The sequence below is a fragment of the Micromonospora terminaliae genome (assembly GCF_009671205.1).
GTDB classification, from domain to species: domain Bacteria; phylum Actinomycetota; class Actinomycetes; order Mycobacteriales; family Micromonosporaceae; genus Micromonospora; species Micromonospora terminaliae.
In genome coordinates this window covers 4,129,131-4,153,915 of the sequence record NZ_CP045309.1, presented here as the reverse complement: position 1 = coordinate 4,153,915, position 24,785 = coordinate 4,129,131, and the positions used below count along the sequence as shown (strand labels likewise).

Genomic DNA, 24,785 nt, shown 5'->3' with positions numbered 1-24,785 from the left:
GCGGTCCGCCGGGCGCCGGGGGGAGGAACCCGTTTCCGCGCGCCCGGTGGCGGCCCCTAGGCTGGCCGCCATGACGGGCAGGCTGGCGGCGGTGAACATCGGCGGGGTGACCGAGGCGGAGTGGGCGGGCGACCCGAGCGGACGCAGCGGCATCGACAAGCGGCCGGTCGACGGCCGGGTGGCGATCCGGTTCGGCGGGGTCACCGGCGACTTCATCGGCGAGCGGGCCCACCACGGCGGCCCCGACCAGGCGGTCTACGCGTACGCCGAGGAGGACGCCGGCTGGTGGGCCGCCGAGCTGGGCCGGACGCTGCGGCCGGGCGCCTTCGGCGAGAACCTCACCACCTGGGCGGTGGACGTGACGGGCGCCGTGATCGGCGAGAGCTGGGCGGTCGGCTCCGCCGTCCTCCAGGTGACCAAGCCGCGCACGCCGTGCCGCACCTTCGCCGGGTTCTGGGGCATGCCCGACCTGATCAAGCGGTTCACCGTCCACGGGGCGCCCGGGGCGTACCTGCGGGTGCTGCGCGAGGGCGACGTGGGCGCGGGCGATCCCGTCGAGGTGGTCGACCGGCCGGCGCACGGGGTGACGATCGGCGAGGTGTTCCGGGCGACCACGCTGGAGCCGGAGCTGCTGCCGCGCCTGCTCGACGTGCCGGACCTGCCCGAGTCGGTGCAGGCGAAGGTCCGCCGCCGGCTCGGCACCGTCGCCTGATCGGCGGGTCAGGTCGCGGCGAAGACCTCGGCCAGCACCTGGGTCGTCGGATCACCCTTCACCCGGCCCCAGGTGCCCTGCTCGGCCGTCCATTCCAGGCTGCCGAAGCGGACCCGCTTCACGCCGTGGTCGTCGGCGTGCGAGACCAGCCAGTGGGCGTACCGCCAGCCGTTGCGGCTGTCGGCCGCCGGCACGGTGAGCCCGGTCAGGTCGGTGCCCGAGCTCAGCTCCGGCAGCCCCCAGTCCAGGGCGAGGCTCTGCATGAGGGCGCTGGCGGCGGCCGGGCCGCGCATCGTCGGCGTCGGGCCGACCGTGCACGCCACCGCTCCGGTCGCGTTGCCGAGCAGCGCGCGGGTGAGCACCTGCGACTCGTCGGCCCACTTCTCGTACGCCTCGGGGTAGGCCGACCGCTGCACCCGCTGGGCGGCCTCGGTGACCCGCAGCTTCTCCCAGCCCCTGACCTTCTTCAGCGCGGCGTAGAACTTCGTCGCCGCGTAGCGCGGGTCGCGGATCTCCTCGGGGGTGCCCCAGCCCTGGCTCGGGCGCTGCTGGAACAGGCCGAGCGAGTCCCGGTCGCCGTGGGCGATGTTGCGCAGGTGCGACTCCTGGTACGCCGTCGCCAGCGCCACCACGACGGCCCGTTCGGGCATCCCGCGCTGCACCCCGATGGCCGCGATGGTGGCCGCGTTGGCCATCTGGTCGGCGCCGAGCACGACCTCGCCGTCGGCCTGGACGGTGCAGGTGCGGGTGGCCGTCGGCAGCCGCAGGTGGTGCCCGAACTGCTTCGCGACGAACCACACGCCGAGCAGGGCCAGCACCGCCACCACCACACCCGATGCCACGATCGCCGCTCGCGTTCGCACCCGCACCCCCTGTCCCGACAGCCCGCCAAGCGTACGTCGCCCACTCCCGTGTCCGGGTCGGCCGACCGGACGGCTCCCGCTCCGTCACCGCCCCGCCACGCGCCGCGTCCGGGGACGCCCCTCGGCCTCAGTCTGCGGCGGGTACCCAGGCCGCGGGCCGCTTCTCCCGGAACGCGAGGACGCCCTCCCGGCCCTCCTCGGACAGGAAGTACCCGGTGGAGAGGGCGGCCAACTCGGTGATCTCGGCGCGCAGATCGGTGGCGGCCGGCCGGCGCAGCAGCGCCTTGGTCCCGGCGAGGGCCTTCGGCGCGCCCTTCACGAGCGAGGCGCAGTAGCGCTCGACCGCGGCGTCCAGCGCGTCCGCCGGCACGGCGGCGGTGACCAGGCCGATCTCGGCGGCCCGCCGGCCGTCGAAGGTGTCGCCGGTCAGGTACAGCTCGGCGGCGGCCCGGGGGTGCAGCCGCGGCAGCACGGTCGCCGAGATCACCGCGGGGATCACCCCGATCCGGACCTCGGTGAAGGCGAACGTGGCCTCCTCGGCGCAGACCGCCAGGTCGGCGGCGGCAATCAGGCCCAGGCCGCCGGCCCGCGCCGGCCCGGCCACCCGCGCGAGCACCGGCTTCGGGCACTCCCGGACCGCGACCAGCACGTCGCCCAGCATCCCGGCCGGCACCGACCCGCTGGCGTACGCAGCGGCGGTCTCCTTGAGGTCCGCCCCGGAGCAGAACACCGGGCCGGTGTGGTCCAGCACGATCGCCCGGACCGCGTCGTCGGCGACCGCCGCGGCCAGCCCGGCCAGCAGCTGGGTCATCAGCGGGGTGGAGAGCGCGTTGCGGTTGTGCGGGCTGTCCAGGGTGAGGGTGGTCACCCCGCGGGCCGTGGCGACCCGCACGAGAGCGTCCGGAGAGGTCATGCCGGGCACACTAGTGGCCATGCCCGGCGTCCTTCCAGAAGGCGAACCCGTCCCGCGCGACGGGGCGCTGCCCGCTGCCGCCCGCCGCGCCGTCGGCGCGCGCGGCTTCGGCGTGTACGTGCACGTCCCGTTCTGCGCCAGCCGGTGCGGCTACTGCGACTTCAACACCTACACGGCCGCTGAGCTGGGCGGCGGTGCCGGCCGCGAGACGTACGCCGACACGGTGCTGGCCGAGCTGGCCCTCGCCGGCCGGGTGCTGGGCGACACCCCGCCGCCCCGCGTCGACACCGTCTTCGTGGGCGGGGGCACCCCCACCCTGCTCCCGGCCGACGACCTGGCCCGGATCCTCGACGGCATCGACCGCACCTGGGGGCTGGCCGCCGGCGCCGAGGTGACCACCGAGGCCAACCCCGAGACGGTCACCCCGGAGTCGCTCAAGACGCTGCGGGCCGCCGGCTACACCCGGATCTCGCTGGGCATGCAGTCGGCGTCGCCCGGGGTGCTGGCGATCCTCGACCGGCAGCACAGCGCCGGCCGGGCCACCGCCGCCGCGCTGGAGGCGCGGGACGCCGGGTTCGACCACGTGAACCTGGACCTGATCTACGGCACGCCGGGGGAGAGCGCCGAGGACTTCGCCGCCTCGCTGGACCAGGTGGTCGCCGCGGGCGTGGACCACGTCAGCGCGTACGCCCTCATCGTGGAGGACGGCACCCGGCTGGCCGCCCGGATGCGGCGCGGCGAGCTGCCGTACCCCAGTGACGACGTGGCGGCGGACCGCTACCTCGCGGCGGAGGCGGCCCTCGGCGCGGCCGGCTTCTCCTGGTACGAGGTCTCCAACTGGGCCCGCTCCGACGCGGCCCGGTGCCGGCACAACCTGCTCTACTGGACCGGCGCCGACTGGTGGGGCCTGGGCCCGGGGGCGCACAGCCACGTCGGCGGGGTGCGCTGGTGGAACGTCAAGCACCCGACGGCGTACGCCCAGCGGCTGGCCGCCGGGGAGTCGCCCGGCCTGGCCCGGGAGGTGCTCACGCGGGACGAGGCGCACATGGAGGACGTGATGCTGCGGCTGCGGCTCGCCACCGGCCTGCCCCTGTCCGGGCTCGACGAGGCGGGCCGGGCGGGCGCCGAGCGGGCCCGGGCCGACGGCCTGCTGGACGCCGAGGCGTACGCCGCCGGCCGGGCGGTGCTCACCCTGCGCGGCCGGCTGCTCGCCGACGCGGTCGTCCGCGACCTGCTGCCCTGACCGGACCGGCCGGCCCCCCGGGAAGGGGAGCCGGCCGGGGGCGGGTCACTTGATCAGGCTGGCCGACATCGGGTAGCGGTAGAGCTGCCCCTCGTTGGCCTTCACCCCGGCCAGGATGCCGAAGATGATGCCGACGATCATCGCGCCGAAACCGATCACGAAGCCGATCAGGATGCAGGCGAGGATCCAGCCCACCAGCGCGATGATCGACCAGATGAGCTGGAAGTTGAGCGCGGCGATCGCGTGCGCGCGGACGGTCGGCGACTGGTTGCCGCGGGCGAGCAGGGCGACCAGCGGGGCGACCCAGCCCAGCACGCCGCCGCCGACGAACATCCCGGCCGCGCCGCCGAAGTGCGCGACGAGGGCCCAGGTCTTGTCGTCGTTGTTGGCGTAGCCGACGGGCGGCCCGTAGGCGCCGCCGCCCGGGTAGCCGGCGCCCGTGGGGGCGTAGCCGCCCGGCGGGGGGTAGCCGCCCGGGGGTGGGTAGCCGCCCGACGGCGGCTGGCCGCCGGGAGGCGGCGGATAGCCACCGGGCGGGGGATAGTCGCCCCCCGCCGGTGCCCCGGACAGTGGTGCGGTGGGTGGCTCGGCGGCCGACGGCGAGCCGTACGGCGCCGACGGCGGGGTCGGCTCCGGCGGCGGTGCGCCGGAGTCCCCCGCTCCGGGAGGGCGAGGAGGTTCAGTCATGGTCGTCACGGTAGGTCCCGGGGGCAAGGGCGCACCAGAGCGAGATCGCCCGGGATGTCCGGCTGTTCGGCCGTGGCGGACCGGCTGTGCGGCGGCCCGCACCGGGGGTGCGTCGCTGATCATCGCGTCGGCGGGCCCGCCGACGTAGACTGGCACTCGCTACAGTCGAGTGCCAGACGCCCGGCGGACGCCCCGCGCCGGTGCGACGAGGTGCGTCAGGAGGTGGGGAGATGGGTCTCGACGACCGCAAGCTCGCCGTGCTGCGCGCGATCGTCGAGGACTACGTCGCCACGCAGGAGCCGGTCGGCAGCAAGGCCCTGGTCGAGCGCCACCAGCTGGGCGTCTCCCCGGCGACCGTGCGCAACGACATGGCGGTGCTGGAGGAGGAGGGCTACATCCGGCAGCCGCACACGAGCGCCGGCCGGGTGCCCACCGACCGCGGCTACCGGCTCTTCGTCGACCGGCTGTCCCGGGTCAAGCCGCTCAGCCCGGCCGAGCGCCGGGCCATCGAGCGCTTCCTGGTCGGCGCTGTCGACCTCGACGACGTGGTGCACCGCACGGTCCGGCTGCTCGCCCAGCTCACCCGGCAGGTCGCCGTGGTGCAGTACCCGAGCCTGGCCCGCTCCAAGGTGCGCCACCTGGAGCTTGTGCCGATCTCCACCACCCGGCTGATGGTCGTCATGATCGCCGACACCGGCCGGGTCGAGCAGCGGCTGGTCGAGCTGCCCGGCCCGGTCGCCGCCGACGACGTGACCGACCTGCGCCGGGTGGTCAACGAGAAGCTGGTCGGCAGCCGGCTGTCCGACACCCCGCCGCTGGTGCAGGCCCTCGTCGACGAGTCCACCCCGCAGCTGCGCCCGGCCATGGCCACCCTCTCCAGCGTCCTGCTCGAGACGCTGGTCGAGCGGCACGAGGAGCGCATCGCGCTGGCCGGCACGGCCAACCTGACCCGGGGCGGCCTGCTCGACTTCCAGGGCTCGCTGCGTCCGATCCTCGAGGCGCTCGAGGAGGAGGTCGTGCTGCTCAAGCTGATCGGCGAGGCCGAGCCGAGCACCACCCGGGTGCTCATCGGCGACGAGAACGAGATCGACAACCTGCGCGCCGCCTCGGTGGTCAGCACCGGGTACGGCCCGGGCAGCACGATCGTGGGTGGTCTCGGCGTGCTCGGCCCGACCCGGATGGACTACCCCGGCACCATCGCCACGGTGCGGGCCGTGGCACGCTACGTGGGCGAACTGCTGGCCCAGAACTGACCAGTCAGGGCCGACGGCCGGCTCCGGCCGACGACCGGCGCAACGCGAGACGAAACATGAGGACACCGAACGCAGTGGCCAGGGACTACTACGGCATTCTCGGCGTGAGCCGGGACGCCTCCGACGACGAGATCAAGCGCGCCTACCGCAAGCTGGCGCGGCAGTTCCACCCGGACGTGAATCCGGACCCGGAGGCACAGGAGAAGTTCAAGGACATCAACGCCGCGTACGAGGTCCTGTCGGACGATCGGAAACGGCAGATCGTCGACCTGGGCGGCGACCCGCTCGCCCCGGGCGGCGGGGGCGCGGGTGCGGGTGGCCCGGGCGGCGCCGGCCCGTTCGTCGGCTTCCAGGACATCATGGACGCCTTCTTCGGCGGGGCCGCGGGCGGCAGCCGGGGTCCCCGGCCGCGCACCCGGCCGGGCGCCGACGCGATCCTGCGGCTGGAGCTGGACCTGAACGAGACGGCGTTCGGCGTCGAGGCGCCGATCACCGTCGACACGGCGGTGCTCTGCACCACCTGCTCCGGCGCGGGCACCGCGGCCGGCACCCACCTGGCCACCTGCGAGGCGTGCGGCGGCCGGGGCGAGGTGCAGTCGGTGCAGCGGACCTTCCTCGGCCAGGTGGTCTCCGCCCGGCCGTGCACCGTCTGCCAGGGCTACGGCACCACCATCCCGCACCCCTGCCCGACCTGCGCGGGCGACGGCCGGGTGCGCACCCGCCGCTCACTCACCGTCAAGATCCCGGCGGGCGTCGAGGACGGCATGCGGATCCGGCTGGCCCAGCAGGGCGAGGTCGGCCCGGGCGGCGGCACCGCCGGCGACCTCTACGTCGAGATCCACGAGCGGCCGCACGACGTCTACTCCCGCAAGGGCGACGACCTGCACTGCCGGGTCACCGTGCCCATGACGGCGGCCGCGCTCGGCACCCGGCTCACCATCAAGACGCTCGACAGCGAGGAGACGGTCGACGTCAAGGCGGGCACCCAGCCGGGCAGCACGCTGCGGCTGCGCGCCCGGGGCGTGCCGCACCTGCGCGGCACCGGCCGGGGCGACCTCTACGTCCACCTCGACGTGCGGACCCCCACGAAGCTCGACGCCGACCAGGAGCGGATGCTGCGCGACTTCGCCAAGACCCGTGGCGAGGAGGTCGCCGAGCTGACCAAGCAGGGCGGCTTCTTCTCCCGGATGCGCGACGCCTTCAACGGGCACGCCTGAGGTGTCGGCGCCGCTGTTCCTGGTCGAGGCGCTGCCGACCGGTGACACGCTGACGCTGGACGGCCCGGAGGGGCACCACGCGGCCACCGTGCAGCGGCTGCGCGTCGGCGAGGAGCTGCTGCTCGCCGACGGGCGGGGCGGCACGGCCGGCGCCGTGGTCACGGCCGTCGGCCGGGGCACCCTCGACCTCCGGGTCACCTCCCGGGGGTACGCCGACGCGCCCGTCCCCCGGCTCGTCGTGGTGCAGGGCATCGCCAAGGGCGACCGGGGCGAGCTGGCCGTGCAGGCGATGACCGAGGTCGGGGTGGACGAGATCGTCCCCTGGGCGGCGTCCCGCTCGGTGACGCAGTGGCGCGGTGACCGGGGCGTACGGGCCCGGGAGAAGTGGTCGGCGACCGCCCGGGAGGCGGCCAAGCAGGCCCGCCGCCCGTGGCTGCCGGTGGTGGCCGGTACGCCCGACGAGTCCACCACCACGGTGACCCGGCGGATCGCCGGTGCGGCCGCCGCGTTCGTCCTGCACGAGGAGGCCGGCGACCGGCTGACCACGGCCGCCCTGCCCGACACCGGCGAGATCGTCCTGGTGGTGGGCCCCGAGGGCGGCATCACCGACACCGAACTCACGGCCTTCGAGGCGGCCGGCGCCCACCCGGTCCGCCTGGGCCCGTCAGTGCTCCGCACCTCAACAGCGGGCGTAGCCGCCCTGAGCGTCCTGTCGACCCGCCTGTCCCGCTGGTAACCCGCCCCCGCCCCCGCCCCCGCCCCCGCCCCTCCGCCGGACGATCATGGAGTTGTGGCAGCTCTCGAAGGTCGCAAAGGGGTCGAACCGGGCGCCACAACTCCATGATCGACGGGGCGGGGTGGGGTGGGGTGGGGGAGGCTCGTCAGGTGCGGAGGTAGGAGGCGCCGTTCAGGTCGACGATCGTTCCTGACGCCCACTCCGCTTCGGGGCTGGCCAGCCAGTGCACCGCCGCGGCGATCTCCTCGGGGCGGGCCACCCGGTTGAACGGGGACTGGGCGCGGATCGCGTCGCCCCGCTCGCCGCTGAGGTGGGTGGTGGTCATGTCGGTCGCCACGAAGCCCGGCGCGACGGTCGCCACCGCGATGCCGTACGGCGCCAGGGCCAGCGCCAGCGACTGGCCGAGCGCGTTGAGCCCGGCCTTGCTGGCCCCGTACGCGGGCTGCTCCGGCTCGCCCCGGAAGGCGCCCCGGGACGACACGTTCACGATCCGGCCACCCCGCTCGCGCATGTGCTGGGCGGCGCACCAGGTGGCGTTCGCGGCGCCGGTCAGGTTGGTCTCCAGCACCAGGCGCCACTGCTCCTGCCACTGGTCGTAGGTGTTGCCGAAGACCGGGTGCGGCAGGTCCCGCGGGCCGTAGACACCGGCGTTGTTGACCAGCACGTCGAGGCCGCTCAGGAGCTGCGCCGCCTCGTCCACCATGGCCCGGACCGCGTCCGGGTCGGCCAGGTCGGCGCGGACCACGACGTGGCCGTCGCCGGGCAGTTCCGCCCGCAGCGCCTCGGCCAGCTCGGCGGAGTCCCGGTGGTGGATCGCCACCCGATCACCGCCCTCCGCGAACGCCCGCGCCACCGCGCGCCCGATGCCCCGCGAGGCTCCCGTCACCAGCACCGCCCGAGAAGTCACGCGGCACATCATGCCTCAGCCGGTACGGGACGACTTACCATGCCCCGATGGGAACCGACTGCCTGTTCTGCCGGATCGTCGCCGGGGAGATCCCGGCCACCATCGTCCGCGAGACCGCCACCACGCTGGCCTTCCGGGACATCGACCCGAAGGCGCCCACCCACGTGCTGGTGATTACGAAGGAGCACTACGCGGACGTGGCCACCCTGGCTCAGGGTGACCCGGGGCTGGCCGGTGAGCTGCTGGGCACGGCCGCCGTGGTGGCCGAGGAGGAGGGGCTGACGGTGGACGGCTTCCGGCTGATGTTCAACACCGGCCCGTACGGCGGCCAGGAGGTCTTCCACGTGCACGCGCACCTGCTCGGCGGTGCGCCGCTCGGCCCGATGCTCTGCCGCTGACCCGCTGCCTAGACTGGCCCCATGATCACGGTGCAGGACCGGCTCGGCCGGATGGTGCGGCAGGCGCAGGCCCACGGGCGGATCCCGGCGGTCTCGGTCGCCCTGCACCGGGCCGACCGGCCGCTCTGGACCTGCGCGGTCGGCGGGACCGGCAACGACACCCCGCTCACGCCGGAGACGGTCTTCCGGATCGGCTCGGTCACGAAGACCTTCACCTCGGTGCTGGTCATGCAGTGCCGGGACGAGGGGCTGCTCGACCTGGACGACCCGATCGGGCGGCACCTCGACCTGCCGGCGCACGGCGAGCTGACCGTACGCCGGCTGCTGTCGCACACCGCGGGCCTGCAGCGTGAGCCGCACGGCGACGTCTGGGACAGCCTGCGCGCGCCCGGCGTCGACGAGCTGCTCGCCGACCTGGCCCGGGTGGAGCGGGTGCTGCCCACGGGGCGGCGCTACCACTACTCCAACCTCGGCATGGCCCTGCTCGGCGAGCTGGTCGCCCGGTTGCGCGGCGGCACCTGGGCCGAGGTGCTGGCCGAGCGGGTGCTCGCCCCGCTGGGGCTGAACGCCACCGGCCCCACGCCCGGCGACCGGGCGGCCACCGGGTTCCTGGTCGACGCGTACTCCGACGAGGCCCGGCCGGAGCCGCCGACCGACTTCGGCGCGGTGGCCCCCGCCGCGCAGCTCTGGAGCACCGCGCCGGACATGGCGCGCTGGGCGGCCTTCCTGGCCGACCCGGCCGCGCTGGACCCGGCCGGCGCCGTGCTCGCGCCGGCCACCCTCGACGAGATGCGCTGGCCGCTGACCACCACCGACGAGACCCTCTGGTCCGGCGGGTTCGGCCTGGGGCTGATCCTGGTGCCGCAGCCGGCGCGGGTGTTGCACGTGGGGCACGACGGCGCGATGCCCGGCTTCCTGGCCGCCGTCTACGGCCGGCGCGGCGGGGACGGCACGGCCGGCGCGATGGGCTGCGCCGTGCTGGGTTCCTCCGGCACCGGCGTGGAGGTCTTCGAGCTGCCGCACCGGCTGCTCGCCGCCGCCGCCGAGCACGACCCGGCCGACATCGAGCCGTGGCAGCCCGGCGCGCCCGCCCCGGAGCACCTGCGCGGCCTGCTCGGCCGGTGGTGGGGCGAGGGCTTCGAGTACGTCTTCTCCTGGCACGACGGGGCGCTGCGCGCCCGGGGCGCGGACGACCCGGCCGGCAAGCCGTCCGCGGTGTTCGCGCCGCTGCCGGACCGGCCGGACGTGTTCCGCACGGTCGCCGGCCGGGAGGTGGGCGAGCTGCTCCGGCTGACCCGGGACGAGCGCGGCGCGGTGGTGCGGATGCACTGGGCCACCTACCGCTTCACCCGGCACCAGGAGACCTTCGAGGGGTACGACTTCCGCGCCGGTGACTGATCTCCCGGCGCGGAAATGGGCGCGGTGCCGCGGGTGTTGACCCGATACGATGGGAGTCACGACCGCCGCGCCAGCAGGGCCCGGCGCCGAGTTCGAGAGCAGGTGGCGTAGGGCCCGACGGCCCGACCTATGACCGGCACCCCACCTCCCGGCCCGCCCCGGGTGCAGACCAGGATCACGGTCCCCGACCAGAAGATCATGGTGAATCTGCTCGGCGCGGGCGACGAGATCCTGCGGCTCGTCGAACGCTCGGTCAACAGTGACGTCCACGTGCGGGGCAATGAGATCACCATCACCGGCGCGCCCGCCGACAACGCCCTCGCCGAGCGCCTCTTCAGCGAGCTGCTCGAACTGATCGAGAAAGGCGAGACCCTGACCACTGACGCCGTCCGGCGTACCGTCGGCATGCTCGAGCAGGGCGGCAGCGAGCGGCCCGCCGAGGTCCTGACGCTCAACATCCTCTCCCGGCGCGGCCGCACCATCCGTCCCAAGACCCTGGGCCAGAAGCGCTACGTCGACGCCATCGACGCGCACACCATCGTCTTCGGCATCGGCCCGGCCGGCACGGGTAAGACCTACCTGGCCATGGCCAAGGCCGTCCAGGCGCTCCAGGCCAAGCAGGTCAACCGGATCATCCTGACCCGGCCGGCGGTCGAGGCGGGGGAGCGGCTGGGCTTCCTGCCCGGCACCCTGAACGAGAAGATCGACCCCTACCTGCGCCCGCTCTACGACGCGCTGCACGACATGCTCGACCCGGAGTCGATCCCGAAGCTGATGGCCGCCGGCACGATCGAGGTGGCGCCGCTGGCGTACATGCGCGGCCGCACCCTCAACGACGCGTTCATCATCCTCGACGAGGCGCAGAACACGACGCCCGAGCAGATGAAGATGTTCCTCACCCGGCTCGGCTTCAACTCCAAGATCGTGGTCACCGGTGACGTGACCCAGGTAGACCTCCCCGGCGGCACGACGAGCGGCCTGCGGGTGGTCCGGGAGATCCTGGGCAACGTCGAGGACGTGCACTTCGCCCAGCTCTCCAGCTCCGACGTGGTCCGCCACAAGCTGGTGGGCGAGATCGTCGACGCGTACGCCCGCTGGGACGCCGAGCGGGAGAACCAGCAGGCGCAGAGCGTGCACGCCGTGCCCGGGCGGACCGCCCAGGGCGGCCGGGCCGGCCGGCGCCGCTAACCCACCAGAGGAAGACAGTTGTCCATCGAGATCGCCAACGAGTCCGGCGCCGACGTCGACACCGACGCCGTGCTCGCCGTCGCCCGGCACGCCCTCGACGAGATGGGGGTCAACCCCCTCGCCGAGCTCTCCGTGCTGCTGGTCGACATCGACTACATGTCGGAGCTGAACCACCGCTGGATGGGTGGCGACGGCCCGACCGACGTGCTCGCCTTCCCCATGGACGAGGGCAGCGTCGACCACGGCCCGGGCGAGAGCGCCCCGGCCGGCGGTGAGCCGGCCCTGCTCGGCGACATCGTGCTCTGCCCGGAGGTGGCGGCCAAGCAGGCTGCGACCGCCGGGCACTCCACGGCCGACGAGCTGCACCTGCTCACCGTGCACGGCGTGCTGCACCTGCTCGGCTACGACCACGCCGAGCCGGAGGAGGAGCGGGAGATGTTCGGTCTCCAGGCCCGACTGCTGGCCAGCTGGCGGTCGACCCGGTCGCAGTGATGACCACCCTGGCGGCCGGCGGTGCGCCCGCCGGTCTGCCCGATCTCACCCTCCTCGCCGTCGCGGCGGGGCTGGTGGTGCTCGCCGGCCTCATCGCCATGACCGAGGCGGCGCTGGCCGCCGTCTCGCCGGCCCGCGCCGCCGAGCTGGCCCGGGACGGCGCGCGCGGCGCGCGTACCCTCCAGGCCGTCGCCGGCGACGTGGTGCGCCACCTCAACCTGCTGCTCCTGCTCCGGCTGCTGGCCGAGCTGACCGCCACCACGCTGGTCGCGCTGGTGGCGGTGGACACCTTCGGCGCCGGCTGGCGGGCCGCCCTGGTCACCGCCGGGGCGATGGCCGTCGTCAGCTTCGTGGTGGTCGGCGTGGCGCCGCGCACCCTCGGCCGGCAGCACGCCTACGCGGTGGGCCGCGCGGTCGCGCCACTGGTGCGCTGGCTGGGCCGGGCGCTCAACCCGCTGGCCTCGCTGCTCATCCTGATCGGCAACGCGGTCACCCCGGGGCGCGGCTTCCGGGAGGGGCCGTTCGCCACCCAGGTCGAGCTGCGCGAGCTGGTCGACCTGGCCGAGCAGCGTGGTGTGGTCGAGCACGGCGAGCGGCAGATGATCCACTCGGTGTTCGCGCTCGGCGACACCATCGCCCGCGAGGTGATGGTGCCCCGGACCGAGATGGTGTGGATAGAGGAGAGCAAGACGCTCGCGCAGGCGCTGGCGCTCTTCCTGCGCTCCGGCTTCTCCCGCATCCCGGTGATCGGCGAGAACGTCGACGACGTGCTGGGCGTGCTCTACCTCAAGGACCTGATCCGGCGGATCCAGGGCGCCCCGGAGGCGCGGCAGATGCCGGTGGCCGAGCTGATGCGCCCGGCGACCTTCGTGCCCGAGTCCAAGCCGGTCGACGACCTGCTCTCGGAGATGCAGGCCGCCCGCAACCACCTGGTCATCGTCGTCGACGAGTACGGCGGCACCGGCGGCCTGGTCACCATCGAGGACATCCTCGAGGAGATCGTCGGCGAGATCACCGACGAGTACGATGTCGAGCGCCCGCCGGTCGAGCGCCTGGCGGACGGGGCCGTGCGGGTGACCGCCCGGCTGCCGGTGGAGAATCTGGGCGAGCTGTTCGACACCGAGCTGCCCACCGACGAGGTGGAGACGGTCGGTGGCCTGCTCGCCCAGGCGCTCGGCCGGGTGCCGATCCCGGGCGCCGCGGCCGAGGTGGCCGGGCTGCGGCTGATCGCCGAGGGCACCACCGGCCGGCGCAACCGGATCGACACCGTGCTGGTCAGCCGGGCCGAGCCGGGCGACACGCCGGACAGCGCGGGGCGCGGCGAGCAGGCCGATCCCCGCGGCAACCAGAACCGTTCCGAGGAGAGGCAACCCGCCGATGCCTGAGTCACCCGCCGTGCCGGCCGCCCGGCCCACCCCGTCCGACCCGGCCGAGCTGAGCGCCGAGGACGGCAAGCTGGTCGTCCTGGCCCGGGGCGCGCGGGGCCGGGTCGGTGCCGTGGAGGGCGCGGCGGTCCGCGACCAGGACGGCCGGACGTACGCGGCGGCCAGCGTGGCGCTGCCGTCGCTGACCCTGACCGCGCTCCAGCTCGCGGTCGCCTCGGCGGTGGCCGCCGGCGCGAGCCGGCTGGAGGCCGCCGTGGTGGTGACCGAGGCCTCGACGCTGGACGGTGCGGGGCACGCCGCGGTCCGCGACCTCGCCGCCGACGCGCCGATCCACGTGGCCGCGCCGGACGGCACCGTCCTCGGCACGGTGGTCGAGTGAGCGAGCCGGCCCAGCGTCCCTACCGGGCCGGTTTCGGCTGCTTCGTCGGGCGGCCGAACGCGGGCAAGTCGACGCTGACCAACGCGATCGTCGGCACCAAGATCGCCATCACCTCGAACAAGCCGCAGACCACCCGGCACATCATCCGGGCCGTGCTGCACCGGCCCGAGTCGCAGCTCGTGCTGGTCGACACCCCGGGCCTGCACCGCCCCCGCACGCTGCTCGGCGAGCGGCTGAACGACCTGGTCCGGGAGACCTGGAGCGAGGTCGACGTGATCGGTCTCTGCATCCCGGCGAACGAGCCGATCGGGCGGGGCGACCGATTCATCACCGGCGAGCTGGCCAGCCTGCGGGCCACCGTGCTGGCGGTGGTCACCAAGACCGACCTGGTGGACAAGAAGCGGCTGGCCGAGCAGTTGCTCGCGGTGAGCGAGCTGGGTGAGTTCGCCGACGTCGTGCCGGTGAGCGCCGTCTCGGGCCACCAGGTGGACACCCTGGTCGACGTGATGACCGGCTACCTGCCGGAGTCGCCGCAGCTCTACCCGGACGACATGCTCACCGACGACCCCGAGCAGGTCCTCGTGGCCGAACTGGTCCGCGAGGCCGCCTTGGAGGGTGTCCGGGACGAGCTGCCGCACTCGATCGCCGTGGTGGTCGAGGAGATGATCCCGGAGGGCGACGTCACGAAGATCTATGCGGACCTGTACGTGGAGCGACCGAGCCAGAAGGCGATCGTGATTGGTTACCGGGGCAGCCGGCTCAAGCACGTCGGCACCACGGCCCGCCGGCAGATCGAGGAGCTGCTCGGCACCCGGGTCTACCTGGACCTGCACGTCCGGGTCGCGAAGGACTGGCAGCGCGACCCGAAGCAGCTGCGCAAGCTCGGCTTCTGACCGCGCACATCTGACCCGCCGATCCCGGTTTCCGGGGCCGGCGGTCCGCGTTCGCGGGGCCTGCCGGGGGTGGTCCGGATCGGGTCTGTTTTATGGGATGTTTCACTTTTGACCCCGGCCCGCGCACCGTTTCGTCCGGCGGAGTCGGAGGGTAGGGAAGCGTTGTCCCCTGCCCCCGACGCCCCCGCGAGCTGATGCGTAACCGATACCTCGACCTGCTCCGCTCCCTGGCCATCGTTCGCGTCGTCGTCTACCACGTCACCGGATGGGCGACGCTGACCCTGATCTTCCCGGCGATGTCGGTGATGTTCGCGCTCGCCGGCTCACTGATGGCCGCGTCGCTGGACCGGAGCGGGGTGCCGGCCGTGGGGCGCCGGCTTCGCCGGTTGCTGCCGTCACTCTGGGTCCTCGCCGCGGTCTTCGTGCCGGCCATGCTGCTCACCGGGCTGCCGTTCACCCCGAAGGTGCTGCTCTGGCTCTTCCCGGTCAGCGATCCACCGGCCAACTACTGGGGCGCCCTCGCGCTGAGCCCGATCTGGTACCTGCGGGACTACCTGTGGTTCGTGCTGGCCTCGCCGGTCGCCCTCTGGCTGTTCCGCCGGGCCCCGCTGCCCACCCTGCTGGCCCCGTACGCGCTGCTCGTGGTGATCGAGTTCGGCGTGCTGGCGAACCCGCCCGCCGCGCTGCGCGAGTTCGGCCTGTACTTCGGCGCCTGGCTGCTCGGCTTCGCCCATCACGACGGCCTGCTGCGCCGCACGGCCAACCGGGTGCTCGTGCCGCTCGCGCTCGCTCTCGGCGCGGCCGGGCTGGGCTGGATCTTCACCCATCCGGGCCCGCGCGGTTACGACCTGAACGACATCCACCTGGGCAACGCGCTCTGGTCGGCGGCGTTCGTCCTGGTGGCGATCGGCCGGGCGCCCGCCGGGGCGGCCTGGGTCGACCGCACCCCGGTGCTGGGCCGGGTGGTCACCGTGCTGAACCGGCGCGCGCTGACCGTCTACCTCTGGCACATGCCGTTCGTGGTGGCGCTCACCCCGCTGGTCGACGTGGTCGGCTGGTCGCACCAGGACCTCCTGGGGCTGGCCATCCGCGTGGCGTTGGTGTTCGCGCTCGTCGGCGTGGTCACCCTGCTGGTCGGCTGGGTCGAGGACCGGGCCGCCCGGCGTACCCCGGAACTGGTGCCCGGCCGGCCCCGGCGGACCGCGGCCGAGCGGGCGGCGGCCGCACCGGCCAGCCCGGCGCCCGCCGGCGCGGGCGGCGAACTGGCGACCGTGGGCGCCCGGGTGCCGGCCCCGCGCGCGCCCGAACGGTCCGACCGTGTCCCGAGCTGACCGGCGGAGCGTCTGAGCGGCTGGTCCGACCGTGTCCCGGGCTGACGGGCGACGCGCCTCAGCGGTTGGCGACCCGCACGTTGCCGCTGGTGGCGGTGACGTCGAGCAGCAGGGTCGCGGCGGGGTCGTTGGGCACGGCGAGGTCGGTGTCGCCCGACTTGGCGTCCGCCCGCACCCGGTAGCGGCCCTCGGGCACGGAGAGGTCCACGTCGCCGCTGGTGGCGTGCAGCCGGGCCGCGGCCGGCTTGTCGAGCTCGACGCTGACGTTGCCCGAGGTGGCCTCGGCGTCCACCCCGGCGGCGAGCCGGCGGGCGCTGATGTCGCCGGAGGAGGCACGCAGCCGGACCGGGCCGGTGGCGTCGACCACCTCGATGTTCCCCGAGGTGGTGGTGACGCGGACCTCGCCCCGGGCCTCGGTGACGTTGACGTCGCCGGATTTCAGGGTGAAGTCCACCGGGCCGACCCGGTGCAGCGTGACGTTGCCGGAGCTGGCGTCGCCGCGCACCGTGACCCCCTCGGGGGCGGTCACCTCCCAGGAGACCGTGCACCGGTCGCCGCAGTCGCTGGGCAGCACCAGCTCGTCGCCCTTGATCTCGTAGCGGGTGTTCGGCTCCCCGCCCTGGTAGCGGACGATCCGCTTGATCCGCACCTGGTCGGCTGGGCCGGTGGCCCGGATCGTCACGTCGCCCGCGCCACCGGCCGGGACGGTGATCCGGGCGATCTTCGCGTTCTCGGTCTGGTCGTAGTCCAGGCGGCGGAACGACAGAGTGTCACACCCGGCGAGGACGATCAGGGTGGCGGCCGCGGCGGCGGCGACGGCGGTCCGGTGCAGAGCCATGGCCAGGACGCTACGGCCGACCCCGCGGGCGGCACATCCGGGTTCGACCGCCGATCCACCCCGAGGAGACCCTGAGATCGCACCCCGAGGGAGAATGGGCCGTGGCCGGATACCGCCGACAGCTCTACCGCGACGACGCGGTGGTGCTGCGCGTGCAGAAGCTGGGGGAGTCCGACCGGATCATCACCCTGCTCACCCGCCGGCACGGTCGGCTGCGCGCGGTGGCCCGGGGCGTCCGCCGCACCACCAGCAAGTTCGGTGCCCGGCTGGAGCCGTTCGGGCACGTCGACCTCCAGCTCGCCGGCGACCCCAAGGGCAACCACGGCAGCTCGCTGCACACCATCAGCCAGGCCGAGGGGATCGACCTCTACGGCAAGCGGTTCCTCGGCGACTACCCCCGTTACACGGCGGCCAGCGCCATCGCCGAGACCGCCGAGCGGCTCACCCCGATCGAGCGGGAGCCCTCGCTGCGGCTGTTCCAGCTCACCCTCGGCGCGCTGCGCTCGCTGGCCACCGGCGAGCACGCCACCACCCTGGTGCTCGACGCCTACCTGCTGCGCGGCATGGCCTTCGCCGGTTGGGCGCCGGCCCTGACCGCGTGCGCGGTCTGCGGCACCCCGGGGCGGCACCGGGCGTTCTCCGTGCCGGCCGGCGGCGCGGTCTGCCCGGACTGCCGGCCCCCCGGTGCCGCCCACCCCGCCCCGGCCAGCGTCGAGCTGATGTCCGCGCTGACCACGGGCGACTGGGCGTACGCCGACGCCACCGAGACCGCCGTGCGCCGCGAGTGCAGCGGCCTGGTCGCGGCGCACCTCCAGTGGCACCTGGAGCGCGCGCTACGCTCGCTGCCGCTGGTCGACCGGGGTGCCCCGGCGCCCGGCGCGGTCCCGCCGCCCGGCGGCGCGGGGCCGGGTGTGGTCCCGCCGCGCACCGGCGCCGGGCCCGCCGCCGCTGGTGTGAACAGGGAGATTACCGAGTGATCCGATCGATGAGGGCCGGCCGGCGCGAGCCGCTGCCACCGACTCCGCACCCCTCCGGCGCCCGGCCGCCGGCGCTGCCGGCCGACGCGCTGCCGAAGCACGTCGCCGTGGTGATGGACGGCAACGGCCGCTGGGCCAAGGAGCGCGGGCTGCCCCGGACCAAGGGTCACGAGCAGGGCGAGCACAGCCTCTTCGACACCATCGAGGGCGCCATCGAGCTGGGCATCCCCTACCTGTCGGCGTACGCCTTCTCCACCGAGAACTGGCGGCGCTCGCCGGACGAGGTCCGCTTCCTCATGGGCTTCAACCGGGACGTCATCCGGCGCCGCCGGGACCAGCTCGTCGACCTGGGCGTCCGGGTGGTCTGGTCCGGCCGGGCCGGGCGGCTCTGGAAGAGCGTCATCTCCGAGCTGCAGACCGCCGAGGAGATGTCCCGCGGCAACTCGACGCTGACCCTCCAGTTCTGCGTCAACTACGGCGGGCAGGCGGAGATCGCCGACGCCGCCGCCGCGATCGCCCGCGACGCGGCCGCCGGCCGGATCGACCCGGGCAAGGTCACCGAGAAGACCATCGCGAAGTACCTCTACCACCCGGAGGTCCCCGAGGTGGACCTCTTCCTGCGCCCGTCCGGGGAGCAGCGCACCTCCAACTTCCTGCTCTGGCAGACCGCCTACGCGGAACTGGTCTTCCTCGACACGCTCTGGCCGGACTTCGACCGCCGGCACCTCTGGTACGCCTGCGAGCTCTACGCCCAGCGGGACCGCCGCTTCGGCGGGGCGCTGCCCAATCCGGTGGCCCCCACCACCTGAGGTCGCGCTTACCGACGCCACCTGCTGGGTATCAATCCGGACAGCAGGCAGATCGCGGAGGTGAACCCACATGATTCAGAAGCGGATTGCCCAGTGGGCGGTCATGGCGGTCGCCGTGCCGCTGGCGGCGGCCGGCGCGCGCCGGCTCAGCCACACCCTGGAGGCCCGTCGCGGCCCGTCCGGGGTGAGCCGACTGCTCACCAAGGGTGCCGACATGCTGCGGCCGCAGAAGGCCAAGCGCCGTCGGTTCTGGTGACGTCGACGGCCCGCCCCGGCGGGCCGTCCTGCGGGCGCCCCGCCATCCGGCTTTCCGGCCGGGAGCGGGGCGCCCGCGCGTACGATCGGCGCGAGGGCGCGCCGCCCGGACGCGCCCGCCACGGGGGTGGGGGATGCACGATCTCCGGTTCAAGATGATCATGGCGTTGAACGCGGCGGACCTGGGCAGCCCGATCTGCGAGCAGGTCGCCGAGATCTGCGCCGAGATCGCCGAGCAGCACTGCGCCGAGCTCGGCCACACACCGGCCGTCCGCGCCGGGGAGATCGCCGAGCTGAGCACCGGCGAACCGGCGCTCACCTGGGCGCCGGCCGAGACCGGGCAGCGGGCCTGGTGACGGCGACGGCGCCCGCTCCGGCGGTGGACGTCCGCCGGGCCGGGGACCGATTCTTCACCCGGTTGTCGTGGCTCGACTCCAAGCACTCCTTCTCGTTCTCCCGGCACTACGACCCGGCCAACACCCACCACGGGCTGCTGCTGGTCAACAACGACGACGTGGTGCACCCGGGCACCGGCTTCGAGACCCACCCGCACCAGGACATGGAGATCGTCACCTGGGTGCTGCGCGGCTCGCTCGTCCACCAGGACTCCACCGGCCACTCCGGCGTCATCTATCCGGGCCTGGCCCAGCGGATGAGCGCCGGGACCGGCATCCTGCACTCGGAGAAGAACGACTCCTGGCGGCTGGAGAACACGGCCCCGCACCACGACCCGGTCCACTTCGTGCAGATGTGGGTGCTCCCCGACGAGGAGGGGATCGACCCGGGCTACGAGCAGCTCGAGATCGGCGACGAGCTGCTGCGGGGCGGTCTCGTGCCGGTCGCCTCGGGCATGGACCGGTACGACGGGGCCTCCGCCATCCGGATCCGCAACCGGTACGCCACCCTGCACGCCGCCCGGCTCGCCCCGGGCGACACGGTGAACCTGCCCGATGCGCCCTTCCTGCACCTCTACGTGCCCGCCGGTGCGGTGACGCTGGAGGCGGCCGGCCGGCTCGACGAGGGCGACGCGGCGCGGATCACGATGGCCGGCGGTCAGCGGGTGACGGCCGACGAGCCGGCCGAGATCCTGGTCTGGGAGATGCACGCCACGCTGGCCTGAGCCCCGCTCACGCCTCCACTTCGGAGCGGTCGCCCGCCCAGAGAGTGTGGAACGACCCCTCCCGGTCGACCCGGTGGTAGGTGTGCGCCCCGAAGTTGTCCCGCAGCCCCTGGATGAGCGCGGCCGGCAGCCGCTCGGCGCGCAACGCGTCGAAGTAGGCCAGCGACGACGAGAAGGCCGGGGTGGGCACGCCCGCCCGGGCCGCGTCGGCCACCACCCGCCGCCAGGCCGGGACCCCGGCGCCGACCCGGTCGGCGAACCAGGGGGCGACCAGCAGCGTGGGCAGGTCCCGCTCGGTGTCGTACGCCTCGCGGATCCGGTCCAGGAAGCGCGCCCGGATGATGCAGCCACCCCGCCAGATGGTGGCCGTGCCGCCCAGGTCGATGTCCCAGTCGTACTCGCGGCTGCCGGCGCTGATGTGGTCGAAGCCCTGCGCGTACGCGACGATCTTGCTGGCCAGCAACGCCCGCCGGACGTCCTCGACGAACGTGTCCCGGTCGTCCACCTGCCACTTCTCACCCGCGTCGGGGAACGCGCGGCGGGCGGCGGCGCGCTGGTCGGCGTGCCCGGAGAGCGACCGCGCGAAGGTGGCCTCGGCGATGCCGGTGATCGGGATGCCGAGGTCCAGCGCGCTCTGCACGGTCCACCGGCCGGTGCCCTTCTGCTCGGCCTGGTCGAGCACCACGTCGACGAACGGCCGGCCGGTCGCCGCGTCGGTGTGCCCGAGGACGTCAGCGGTGATCTCGATGAGGAAGGACTCCAGCTCGCCGCCGTTCCACTCCCGGAAGATCTCCGCGATCTCTGCCGGGCTCGCCGACAGGCCGGCCCGCAGCAGGTCGTACGCCTCGGCGATGAGCTGCATGTCCGCGTACTCGATGCCGTTGTGGACCATCTTCACGAAGTGGCCGGCGCCGTCCGGCCCGATGTGCCGGCAGCACGGGACGCCGTCAACCTGGGCGGCGATCCGCTCGAAGATCGGGCCGAGCTTCCGGTAGGACTCGGCCGAGCCGCCCGGCATGATGCTCGGCCCGTGCAGCGCGCCCTCCTCGCCCCCGGACACGCCGGTGCCGACGAAGTGCAGCCCGTGCGCGCGCAGCGCCTCCTCGCGGCGGCGGGTGTCGGCGAAGTGCGCGTTGCCGCAGTCGACGACGATGTCGCCCTCCTCCAGCAGCGGGACCAGTTCGTCGATCACCGCGTCGGTGGGGGCGCCGGCCTTCACCATGACGATCACGGCGCGCGGGCGTTCCAGCGCGGCCACGAAGTCGGCCATGGACTCCGCCGGCACGAAGGTGCCCTCGGCGCCGTGCTCGGCCACCAGGCTGCGGGTGCGCTCGGGCGAGCGGTTGTGCACCGCCACGGTGAAGCCGTTGCGCGCCAGGTTCCGGGCCAGGTTGCGGCCCATCACCGCCAGACCGGTGACCCCGATCTGCGCCGTCGCCTGCTGTGCCATGCGTACCGCCACCCTTCGTCTCCGGTGCCCGTGCTGCGACCGTATCGCGGCGCGTACGGCGTGGGGTCGGGACGTCGACGCCGGGTGAGGGCGTGGTGGCGGTGCGTTTCCGGGCCGCCGGCGGTAATTCGGCTGCGGGCGGCGCGGCCGTGGGTTAGCGTGCTGGCATGCGTAACTGACGCCCACCTCTCGCAGGCCCGGTCCACCGTGCGTACCGCCGTGGACCGTGCGCCCCGGGCGTCCGCAACCTCCCGTCACCGTCGGTGGCGTGGCGTTCCTGGCCGGACCCGCCCGGGCTGTTCCCCGCTCGCCGTGCCCACGGGTGCCCGACAGTCAGGAGGCAGCGTATGCCCGCCAAGCGCAGTCCGAAGAAGTCCCCGAAGCCCGCGCCGTCCCCGGTGGAGCTCACCCCGCCGGATCTCGACGCGCTCACCGTGGCGCCCGCCGCGCCGGTGACCCTGCCCGGCCGCGCCGACACGCCGCAGCCGCCGAAGTCCGGCCCGCCGGCCGGCCGCGGGGCCCGGGTCACCGGGCGCAGCCAGCGAGCCGGCCAGACCCGGTTCTACGCCTTCCGGCGCAGCTGAGGTCTTCGAGTGCAGTTGTCGTCGCTCCGGCGACGACAACTGCACCCGAAGGTCCCTTCGGCTCAGGCCGTGGCGGTCGCCGGGGTCGCCGTACCGGCCGGCGCCTCGACCGCGTGCCGCCGCGCGACGCCGAGGGCCAGACCCACGAAGCCGGCCACCATCAGCACGCTCACCGCGAGCTTGACCGCGACGCCCGAGCCGACCAGGTCCAGCACCTGCCCGGCGGTGAGCAGCAGCGGCACCCAGAGGGCCACGAGGCGGGCCCGCCAGGCGCCGAAGGCCAGCACCAGGAGGCCGACCAGCCAGCCGAGCAGCCACACCGCGAACGAGGCCATCACGAACGGGTCCCCGTCGATGGCCGTCGTCACCGGGCGGGCGGCGTCGGCGTCCACACCGCCGCCGGCCAGGGCCCCGAAGAAGGCGTTGTACTGCCACAGGTGGACGGTGGAGAAGTAGAGCCCGAGCAGCGCCGTGGCGCCGCCGATCAGGGCGGCCACCGGCTTGCGCCCGTGCAGCGTGGCCGCCAGCCCGAGCGTCGCCGGCAGCAGCAGCAGGTGGGCCAGCGCGAACAGCACGGTCTCCACCCGCCACGCGCCCAGGTTCCCGGCGGCCACCGCCACGTTCCCGGCGGTGTCGGCCACGTCGTCCGGGAACACCATCCAGTAGAAGGCGTTCGCGACGCCGTACGCCACGCCGCCGCCGAGCAGGGCGCCCGCGGTGAGCCGCCGGCCGGTCCGCCCGCCAGTGCTGTCGTCCATCAGTGTCTCCTCTCGAAGTCGTGGGAGGGACGCTAGGAGCGACACCCGGACCGGGTCGTCGGCGCGGAAGTTGAGCCACGGGTGGAGTGTCGGCGGCCGCCGCTACACCCGTGGGTGGACGCGGAGAGCCGCCCGCCGTGGCTACCCTTCCGGCATGTCTGCCCTCGACGTCCGGGCCCGGTGGCGCGGTGTGGCCACCTCGCTCGCCGGGGCCGCGCTGTTCGCGTTCGGCCTGGCCGAGCTGTACGTACCGCTGGCCGGCTACGTCGAGGGGGAGGGGCCGGACCTCGCCGCGCTCTCCGCCGGCTGGCTCGCCGTCCTCACCGTGCTGCTCGTCGGGTACGGCCTCGCGGTGGCCGGCTGCACGGCGTACCCCCGCACGGCCGCCGTGGTCGCCGGGGCCTGCTTCACGGCGCAGAGCTTCACGCCGGTGCTGCCGGAGTGGCCGGTCGTGCCGCTGCTGGCGCTGGTGGCGGCCACCTTCGCCTGCGTCGCGGTGGGCGGGCGGGCCGCGGTCCCGGTCGCCGCGGCCGGCTACTTCCTCCCGCTCGGGATCGAGAACGCCGCGGCCGGCGACTCCGACTGGGTCTTCATCCTGTTCGTGGGGCTCGCCGTGCTGGGTCCCGGGTACGCCGTGCGCATGCGGCGGGCACAGGCGGCCCGGCTGGTGGCGCTGGCCGCCGAGCGGGAGGCCGCCGCCCGGACGGACGAGCGGCTGCGGGTGGCCCGCGAACTGCACGACATCGTGTCGCACGGCGTCTCCGTGATGGTGCTGCAGGCCGCCGCGGCGCAGGCGGTGCTCGACTCGGACGCGGGTCAGGCCCGCGCGTCCCTCGACGCCGTGCAGGAGGTCGGGCGTGAGGTGGTCACCGAGCTGCGCCGGCTGCTGGTGATCCTCCGCGGCGCGGAGGCGGCCCCGGAAGGGCTGCCGTCGCTGCGGCGGCTCGACCCGCTGACCGCCGGGGTGACCCTGGCCGGCGGGCGGGTCGACGCGACCGTCACGGGTGACCTCGACGCGATCCCCGCCGCCGCCGACGTCAGCGGGTACCGGATCCTCCAGGAGGCGCTGACCAACGCCGCCCGGCACGCGCCGGGCGCGGCCGTCCGCGTCTCGATCGAGGTGGCCGGCGACGCCCTCCGGCTGCACGTGGCGGACGACGGCGCCGGCCCGGCCCGGCGACACGCCGGCACCGGCCACGGCCTGACCGGCATCCGGGAGCGGGTGGAGCTGTTCGGCGGCACCGTGAACGCCGGCCCCCGCCCGCAGGGCGGCTTCGAGGTACGCGTCACGCTGCCCTTCGACGCCGAGGCGTCGGCCGGCGCGCTCGCCACGGCCGGGGTCACCGGATGACCCGGGTCCTCATCGCCGATGACGAGGCGCTGGTGCGCGGCGGGCTCCGCCTGATCCTCACCGCACAGCCCGACCTGGAGGTGGTCGCCGACGCGGCCGACGGCGAGGAAGCCGTGGAGCTGGCGGCCCGGTTCGCGCCCGACGTGGTGCTCATGGACATCCACATGGCGCCGGTGGACGGGATCGCCGCCACCGAGCGGATCCTGGCGGCCCGGAGCGACACCCGGATCATCATGCTGACCACTTTCGACCTCGACGAGTACGTCTACCGGGCGCTGCGCGCCGGCGCCTCCGGGTTCATGCTCAAGACCACGCCGCCCCGGGACCTGGCCGAGGCGGTGCGGACCGCGGCCCGGGGCGACGCCCTGCTCTCCCCGTCGATCACCCGCCGCCTGATCGACCACTACACCGCGACCGCGTCGGTGGTCCCCCACGCCGGCCTCGCCGAGCTGACCGCGCGCGAGACCGAGGTGCTGCGCATGATGGCCCTCGGCCTGTCCAACCGGGAGATCGCCGGCCGGCTCTTCGTCGGCGAGGCGACCGTGAAGACGCACGTGAACCGCATCTTCGCGAAGCTCGGGGTGCGGGACCGGGTGCAGGCCGTGGTGGTGGCGTACCGGAGCGGGGTGGCCCAGCCGCGGCGGTAGC

General features: G+C 74.4%; 28 protein-coding genes. 21 read left to right on the top strand and 7 right to left on the bottom strand.

Going from position 1 to position 24,785, the window contains the following annotated elements:
* The first annotated feature begins 70 nt into the window (after positions 1 to 70).
* Complete coding sequence (locus GCE86_RS18880) at positions 71 to 712, top strand: MOSC domain-containing protein (RefSeq protein WP_154228191.1); 642 nt, start codon at positions 71 to 73, stop codon at positions 710 to 712.
* Positions 713 to 720: 8 nt separating this feature from the next.
* Here the strand turns inward: GCE86_RS18880 and GCE86_RS18875 are convergent, their stop codons facing one another.
* Together GCE86_RS18875 and GCE86_RS18870 are read right to left on the bottom strand one after the other, a co-directional pair.
* On the bottom strand, positions 721 to 1,581 hold the full coding sequence (locus GCE86_RS18875; protein WP_208818025.1) for a hypothetical protein: 861 nt from the start codon (positions 1,579 to 1,581) through the stop codon (positions 721 to 723).
* A gap of 121 nt (positions 1,582 to 1,702) precedes the next feature.
* On the bottom strand, positions 1,703 to 2,488 hold the full coding sequence (locus GCE86_RS18870; RefSeq protein ID WP_154228189.1) for an enoyl-CoA hydratase-related protein: 786 nt from the start codon (positions 2,486 to 2,488) through the stop codon (positions 1,703 to 1,705).
* 19 nt (positions 2,489 to 2,507) lie between these two features.
* On the opposite strand from GCE86_RS18870, the gene hemW reads away from it, so the two are divergent.
* Positions 2,508 to 3,731: a radical SAM family heme chaperone HemW gene (hemW, locus tag GCE86_RS18865; RefSeq protein WP_204342519.1), complete on the top strand. Its 1,224-nt coding sequence runs from the start codon at positions 2,508 to 2,510 to the stop codon at positions 3,729 to 3,731.
* 45 nt (positions 3,732 to 3,776) lie between these two features.
* On the opposite strand, the gene GCE86_RS18860 is transcribed toward hemW, so the two are convergent.
* Positions 3,777 to 4,418, bottom strand: a complete 642-nt coding sequence (locus GCE86_RS18860) for a DUF4870 domain-containing protein (protein WP_154228187.1) — start codon at positions 4,416 to 4,418, stop codon at positions 3,777 to 3,779.
* Between the two features lie 230 nt (positions 4,419 to 4,648).
* Between GCE86_RS18860 and hrcA the strand changes: the two genes are divergently transcribed.
* From hrcA to GCE86_RS18845, 3 genes are all read left to right on the top strand, one after another.
* Positions 4,649 to 5,671 carry a heat-inducible transcriptional repressor HrcA gene (gene hrcA, locus GCE86_RS18855; protein ID WP_154228186.1) on the top strand — a complete coding sequence of 341 codons (1,023 nt, stop codon included), beginning with the start codon at positions 4,649 to 4,651 and terminating at the stop codon, positions 5,669 to 5,671.
* Positions 5,672 to 5,745: 74 nt separating this feature from the next.
* Positions 5,746 to 6,888, top strand: a complete 1,143-nt coding sequence (gene dnaJ / locus GCE86_RS18850) for a molecular chaperone DnaJ (protein ID WP_208818134.1) — start codon at positions 5,746 to 5,748, stop codon at positions 6,886 to 6,888.
* 1 nt (position 6,889) lies between these two features.
* Positions 6,890 to 7,624: a 16S rRNA (uracil(1498)-N(3))-methyltransferase gene (locus GCE86_RS18845; RefSeq protein ID WP_154228184.1), complete on the top strand. Its 735-nt coding sequence runs from the start codon at positions 6,890 to 6,892 to the stop codon at positions 7,622 to 7,624.
* Positions 7,625 to 7,769: 145 nt separating this feature from the next.
* Here the strand turns inward: GCE86_RS18845 and GCE86_RS18840 are convergent, their stop codons facing one another.
* Positions 7,770 to 8,531, bottom strand: coding sequence for an SDR family NAD(P)-dependent oxidoreductase (locus tag GCE86_RS18840; protein ID WP_154228183.1), 762 nt, complete (start codon positions 8,529 to 8,531; stop codon positions 7,770 to 7,772).
* 47 nt (positions 8,532 to 8,578) lie between these two features.
* On the opposite strand from GCE86_RS18840, the gene GCE86_RS18835 reads away from it, so the two are divergent.
* From GCE86_RS18835 to GCE86_RS18800, 8 genes are all read left to right on the top strand, one after another.
* Positions 8,579 to 8,929 carry a histidine triad nucleotide-binding protein gene (locus GCE86_RS18835; RefSeq protein ID WP_091269925.1) on the top strand — a complete coding sequence of 117 codons (351 nt, stop codon included), beginning with the start codon at positions 8,579 to 8,581 and terminating at the stop codon, positions 8,927 to 8,929.
* 21 nt (positions 8,930 to 8,950) lie between these two features.
* A complete protein-coding gene (locus GCE86_RS18830) occupies positions 8,951 to 10,327 on the top strand; it encodes a serine hydrolase domain-containing protein (RefSeq protein WP_154228182.1) in 1,377 nt (458 codons plus the stop codon).
* A gap of 129 nt (positions 10,328 to 10,456) precedes the next feature.
* The gene (locus GCE86_RS18825) at positions 10,457 to 11,515 is read left to right on the top strand and encodes a PhoH family protein (protein WP_091269927.1); all 1,059 of its coding nucleotides are present in this window, start codon (positions 10,457 to 10,459) and stop codon (positions 11,513 to 11,515) included.
* Positions 11,516 to 11,533: 18 nt separating this feature from the next.
* Positions 11,534 to 12,007, top strand: a complete 474-nt coding sequence (ybeY, locus tag GCE86_RS18820) for an rRNA maturation RNase YbeY (protein WP_154228181.1) — start codon at positions 11,534 to 11,536, stop codon at positions 12,005 to 12,007.
* Positions 11,983 to 13,392, top strand: coding sequence for a hemolysin family protein (locus GCE86_RS18815; protein WP_204342554.1), 1,410 nt, complete (start codon positions 11,983 to 11,985; stop codon positions 13,390 to 13,392). The genes ybeY and GCE86_RS18815 overlap by 25 nt, the downstream gene beginning before the upstream one ends.
* Complete coding sequence (locus tag GCE86_RS18810; RefSeq protein WP_154228179.1) at positions 13,385 to 13,771, top strand: cytidine deaminase; 387 nt, start codon at positions 13,385 to 13,387, stop codon at positions 13,769 to 13,771. The genes GCE86_RS18815 and GCE86_RS18810 overlap by 8 nt, the downstream gene beginning before the upstream one ends.
* Complete coding sequence (era, locus tag GCE86_RS18805) at positions 13,768 to 14,664, top strand: GTPase Era (RefSeq protein WP_154228178.1); 897 nt, start codon at positions 13,768 to 13,770, stop codon at positions 14,662 to 14,664. The genes GCE86_RS18810 and era overlap by 4 nt, the downstream gene beginning before the upstream one ends.
* 194 nt (positions 14,665 to 14,858) lie before the next feature.
* A complete protein-coding gene (locus GCE86_RS18800) occupies positions 14,859 to 15,995 on the top strand; it encodes an acyltransferase family protein (protein WP_154228177.1) in 1,137 nt (378 codons plus the stop codon).
* Between the two features lie 58 nt (positions 15,996 to 16,053).
* Here the strand turns inward: GCE86_RS18800 and GCE86_RS18795 are convergent, their stop codons facing one another.
* Positions 16,054 to 16,833 (bottom strand): DUF4097 family beta strand repeat-containing protein, encoded by a 780-nt coding sequence (locus tag GCE86_RS18795; RefSeq protein WP_154228176.1) that lies wholly within the window; start codon positions 16,831 to 16,833, stop codon positions 16,054 to 16,056.
* A 101-nt stretch (positions 16,834 to 16,934) separates the two neighbouring features.
* Here GCE86_RS18795 and recO point away from each other — a divergent pair, with 101 nt between their 5' ends.
* The 5 genes from recO to GCE86_RS18770 all read left to right on the top strand — a co-directional run bounded on the left by recO (position 16,935) and on the right by GCE86_RS18770 (position 19,994).
* Entirely contained in the window at positions 16,935 to 17,810 is an 876-nt protein-coding gene (gene recO, locus GCE86_RS18790) for a DNA repair protein RecO (protein WP_154228175.1), read from the top strand.
* An 8-nt stretch (positions 17,811 to 17,818) separates the two neighbouring features.
* A complete protein-coding gene (locus GCE86_RS18785) occupies positions 17,819 to 18,619 on the top strand; it encodes an isoprenyl transferase (protein WP_154230582.1) in 801 nt (266 codons plus the stop codon).
* Between the two features lie 70 nt (positions 18,620 to 18,689).
* On the top strand, positions 18,690 to 18,875 hold the full coding sequence (locus tag GCE86_RS18780) for a hypothetical protein (RefSeq protein ID WP_109943664.1): 186 nt from the start codon (positions 18,690 to 18,692) through the stop codon (positions 18,873 to 18,875).
* A 133-nt stretch (positions 18,876 to 19,008) separates the two neighbouring features.
* A complete protein-coding gene (locus tag GCE86_RS18775; protein ID WP_091269966.1) occupies positions 19,009 to 19,230 on the top strand; it encodes a thioredoxin reductase in 222 nt (73 codons plus the stop codon).
* A complete protein-coding gene (locus GCE86_RS18770; protein WP_208818024.1) occupies positions 19,227 to 19,994 on the top strand; it encodes a pirin family protein in 768 nt (255 codons plus the stop codon). The genes GCE86_RS18775 and GCE86_RS18770 overlap by 4 nt, the downstream gene beginning before the upstream one ends.
* Positions 19,995 to 20,001: 7 nt before the next feature.
* Here GCE86_RS18770 and gndA read toward each other — a convergent pair whose 3' ends face one another.
* A complete protein-coding gene (gene gndA, locus GCE86_RS18765; protein WP_154228174.1) occupies positions 20,002 to 21,444 on the bottom strand; it encodes an NADP-dependent phosphogluconate dehydrogenase in 1,443 nt (480 codons plus the stop codon).
* A 347-nt stretch (positions 21,445 to 21,791) separates the two neighbouring features.
* Here gndA and GCE86_RS18760 point away from each other — a divergent pair, with 347 nt between their 5' ends.
* Positions 21,792 to 22,028 (top strand): hypothetical protein, encoded by a 237-nt coding sequence (locus tag GCE86_RS18760; RefSeq protein ID WP_154228173.1) that lies wholly within the window; start codon positions 21,792 to 21,794, stop codon positions 22,026 to 22,028.
* A 62-nt stretch (positions 22,029 to 22,090) separates the two neighbouring features.
* Here GCE86_RS18760 and GCE86_RS18755 read toward each other — a convergent pair whose 3' ends face one another.
* Positions 22,091 to 22,786: a hypothetical protein gene (locus tag GCE86_RS18755; RefSeq protein ID WP_154228172.1), complete on the bottom strand. Its 696-nt coding sequence runs from the start codon at positions 22,784 to 22,786 to the stop codon at positions 22,091 to 22,093.
* Positions 22,787 to 22,940: 154 nt separating this feature from the next.
* Between GCE86_RS18755 and GCE86_RS18750 the strand changes: the two genes are divergently transcribed.
* Positions 22,941 to 24,137, top strand: a complete 1,197-nt coding sequence (locus tag GCE86_RS18750; protein ID WP_154228171.1) for a sensor histidine kinase — start codon at positions 22,941 to 22,943, stop codon at positions 24,135 to 24,137.
* Positions 24,134 to 24,784 carry a response regulator gene (locus tag GCE86_RS18745; RefSeq protein ID WP_154228170.1) on the top strand — a complete coding sequence of 217 codons (651 nt, stop codon included), beginning with the start codon at positions 24,134 to 24,136 and terminating at the stop codon, positions 24,782 to 24,784. Before GCE86_RS18750 ends, GCE86_RS18745 begins: the two co-directional genes overlap by 4 nt.
* The last annotated feature ends 1 nt before the right edge of the window (position 24,785 follow it).